This is a genomic window from Streptomyces sp. SM1, assembly GCF_002910825.1.
GTDB classification, from domain to species: Bacteria; Actinomycetota; Actinomycetes; order Streptomycetales; family Streptomycetaceae; genus Streptomyces; species Streptomyces okerensis.
In genome coordinates this window covers 1-2528 of record NZ_NEUB01000290.1, presented here as the reverse complement: position 1 = coordinate 2528, position 2528 = coordinate 1, and the positions used below count along the sequence as shown (strand labels likewise).

Here is a 2528-nt window from a genome sequence, read left to right as displayed (position 1 = left end):
GCCGGGGCGTACGCCGCGAGCCGGTTCGCGTCGCCCGTGGCGGGGCTCGCGGCCGGCTGTCTCACCGTGACCGCCGTCTTCGTCCCGATCGTCCTGTCCGTCCTCGGCGCCCGGCGCTCCGTGCCGCACTCCGTACGCACCGTCACACGAAAGCTCACACATGGCCGCTCCCGTTGACTCCCCCGACACCGGCAGACCCCCGGCTCCCCGGCCCGGACCCGTCCCCTGGGTGGCGATGTACCACTCGGTGGGCGACTGTTCGGACGACCCGTACCGCATCACCGTCACACCCGAACGGCTCGAGCGGCAGCTGGCGTGGCTGCGCCGGCGCGGGCTGCGGGGCGTGTCCGTCGCCGAACTGCTCGCCGCGCGCGCCCGCGGCGAGGGGCGGGGGCTGGTCGGGCTCACCTTCGACGACGGGTACACCGACTTCCTCACCACCGCGCTGCCGCTGCTGCACCGCTTCCACTGCGGCGCCACCCTCTTCGTCCTGCCGGGGCGGCTCGGCGGTGACAACGAGTGGGACCCGCTGGGCCCGCGCAAGCCGCTGCTGACCGCGGACGGCATCCGGCGCGCCGCCGACGCGGGCGTGGAGATCGGCTCGCACGGGCTCACCCATGTCGACCTCACCCGCGCGGACGACGCCACTCTCACCGCCGAGGTCACCGAGAGCCGCGTCCTCCTCGCCGAGCTGGCCGGCGCTCCGGTGGACGGGTTCTGCTACCCGTACGGCACGGTCGACGCCCGCGCGGTGGAGGCCGTGCGGAAGGCGGGCTACGGCTACGCCTGCGCCATCGACCCCGGCCCGCTGACCGGCCCGTACGCCCTGCCGCGCGCGCATGTGGGGCAGAACGACACGGCGCCGCGCCTGTACCTCAAGCTCCGGCTGCACCGGTTGCGCCGGCGCCCGGTGGAGGGGGTGTGATGAGGGCGCTGCACATCATCACCGGTCTCGGTGTCGGCGGGGCGGAGCAGCAGTTGCGGCTGCTGCTGCGTCATCTGCCCGTCGACTGCGACGTGGTGACGCTGACCAACCCGGGCCCGGTCGCCGAGGGGCTCGGCGCCGACGGGGTCCGCGTCGTCCATCTGGGCATGCGCGGCAACCGCGACCTGGCCGCCCTGCCCCGCCTGGTGAGGGTGATCCGCTCCGGCGGCTACGACCTGGTGCACACCCATCTCTACCGGGCCTGTGTCTACGGCCGGCCGGCCGCCCGGGCCGCCGGGGTCCGCGCGGTCGTGGCCACCGAACACTCCCTCGGCGACTCGCAGATGGAGGGGCGGCGGCTGACGGCGGGGGTGCGGGCGCTGTATCTGGCGAGCGAGCGGCTCGGTTCGTCGACGGTCGCCGTCTCCCCGACGGTGGCCGACCGGCTGAGGCGCTGGGGGGTGCCCGCCCCGCGCATCGAGGTCGTCCCCAACGGCATCGACGTGGACCGTTTCCGTTTCGATCCGGAGCGGCGTGAGCGCACCCGGCGGCGCCTCGGTCTGCCCCGGGACGCCTTCGTCGTCGGCGGCGTCGGCCGGCTCGCCCGGGGCAAGCGGTTCGACGTCCTGGTCCGCGCGCTGGCCCGGCTGCCGGAGGACCACTGGCTGCTGCTGGTGGGCGGTGGCCCCGAGGAGCACGTACTGCGCCGCACGGCCGGGGAGGCCGGGGTGGCCGGGCGGGTCCTGTTCACCGGGGAACGCCCCGGTGTCCCCGACGGCTCGCCGGGCCCCGACCTGCCCTCGCTGACCTCGGCGATGGACCTGTTCGCCTCCCCGTCCGCGGAGGAGGCCTTCGGGCTCGCGGCCGTGGAGGCGCTGGCGTCCGGACTGCCCGTGCTCTACGCCTCCTGCCCGGCGATCGAGGACCTGCCCCCGGCGGCCTCCCGCGGTGCCCGGCGGGTGCGCGGCGGCCCGGAGGCGTACGCCCGCGCGATCACCGAGGTCCGCGCGGCGGGCCCGGTCCCGCGCACGGCCGCGGAGGCCGCGCGCCACTACAGCATCACCCGCAGCACAGCCCGCCTCATGGACGTGTACACGGCGGCCGTGGCCGGCACGCCGACGTCCCCCGCACCTTAGAGGGAGCAAGCCCGTCATGACCGACACCCCGTCCCGTCGGCGCCTTCCGTCCCTGGACCGCGTCAAGAAGCTGCCGGCCTGGTCCGCGCTGGTGGCAGGCACGCTCGTCGGCGGACTGATCGGCGCCGCGTACGGCCTGCTCACGCCCGCGTCGTACTCGGCCACCAGTTATGTCGTCGCCGTACCGACCGAGAAGGCGACCCCGGACGCGGCCCGCGGTTTCGCGCAGGCGTACGGGCGGGTCGCGACGCAGCTCGCGGTGCTCGGCGACGCGCAGGTGTGGGCCGGGGTTCCGGTGCGGACGCTGCGGGACAGCGTGCGCACGGCGACGTCGCCGGACGCGCCGATGGTCTCCGTCACGGCCACCTCCGCGCGGGCCGAGCAGGCCGTCGACATGGCCAACGCGGTCTCCCGCGCGCTGACCCGGCACGCGGAGGACACCAAGGGCAGCACACAGGTGCGGCTGG

Annotated in this window: 3 protein-coding genes; all 3 read left to right on the top strand. The window is 75.7% G+C overall.

From position 1 onward, the window contains the following. The first annotated feature begins 160 nt into the window (after positions 1-160). Positions 161-925: a polysaccharide deacetylase family protein gene (locus B9S61_RS07050; RefSeq protein WP_103541474.1), complete on the top strand. Its 765-nt coding sequence runs from the start codon at positions 161-163 to the stop codon at positions 923-925. Then, positions 925-2061, top strand: a complete 1137-nt coding sequence (locus B9S61_RS07045) for a glycosyltransferase (protein ID WP_103541473.1) — start codon at positions 925-927, stop codon at positions 2059-2061. Before B9S61_RS07050 ends, B9S61_RS07045 begins: the two co-directional genes overlap by 1 nt. Positions 2062-2077: 16 nt before the next feature. Further along, on the top strand, positions 2078-2528 hold a 451-nt coding region (locus B9S61_RS07040; RefSeq protein WP_103541472.1), incomplete at its 3' end, for a lipopolysaccharide biosynthesis protein.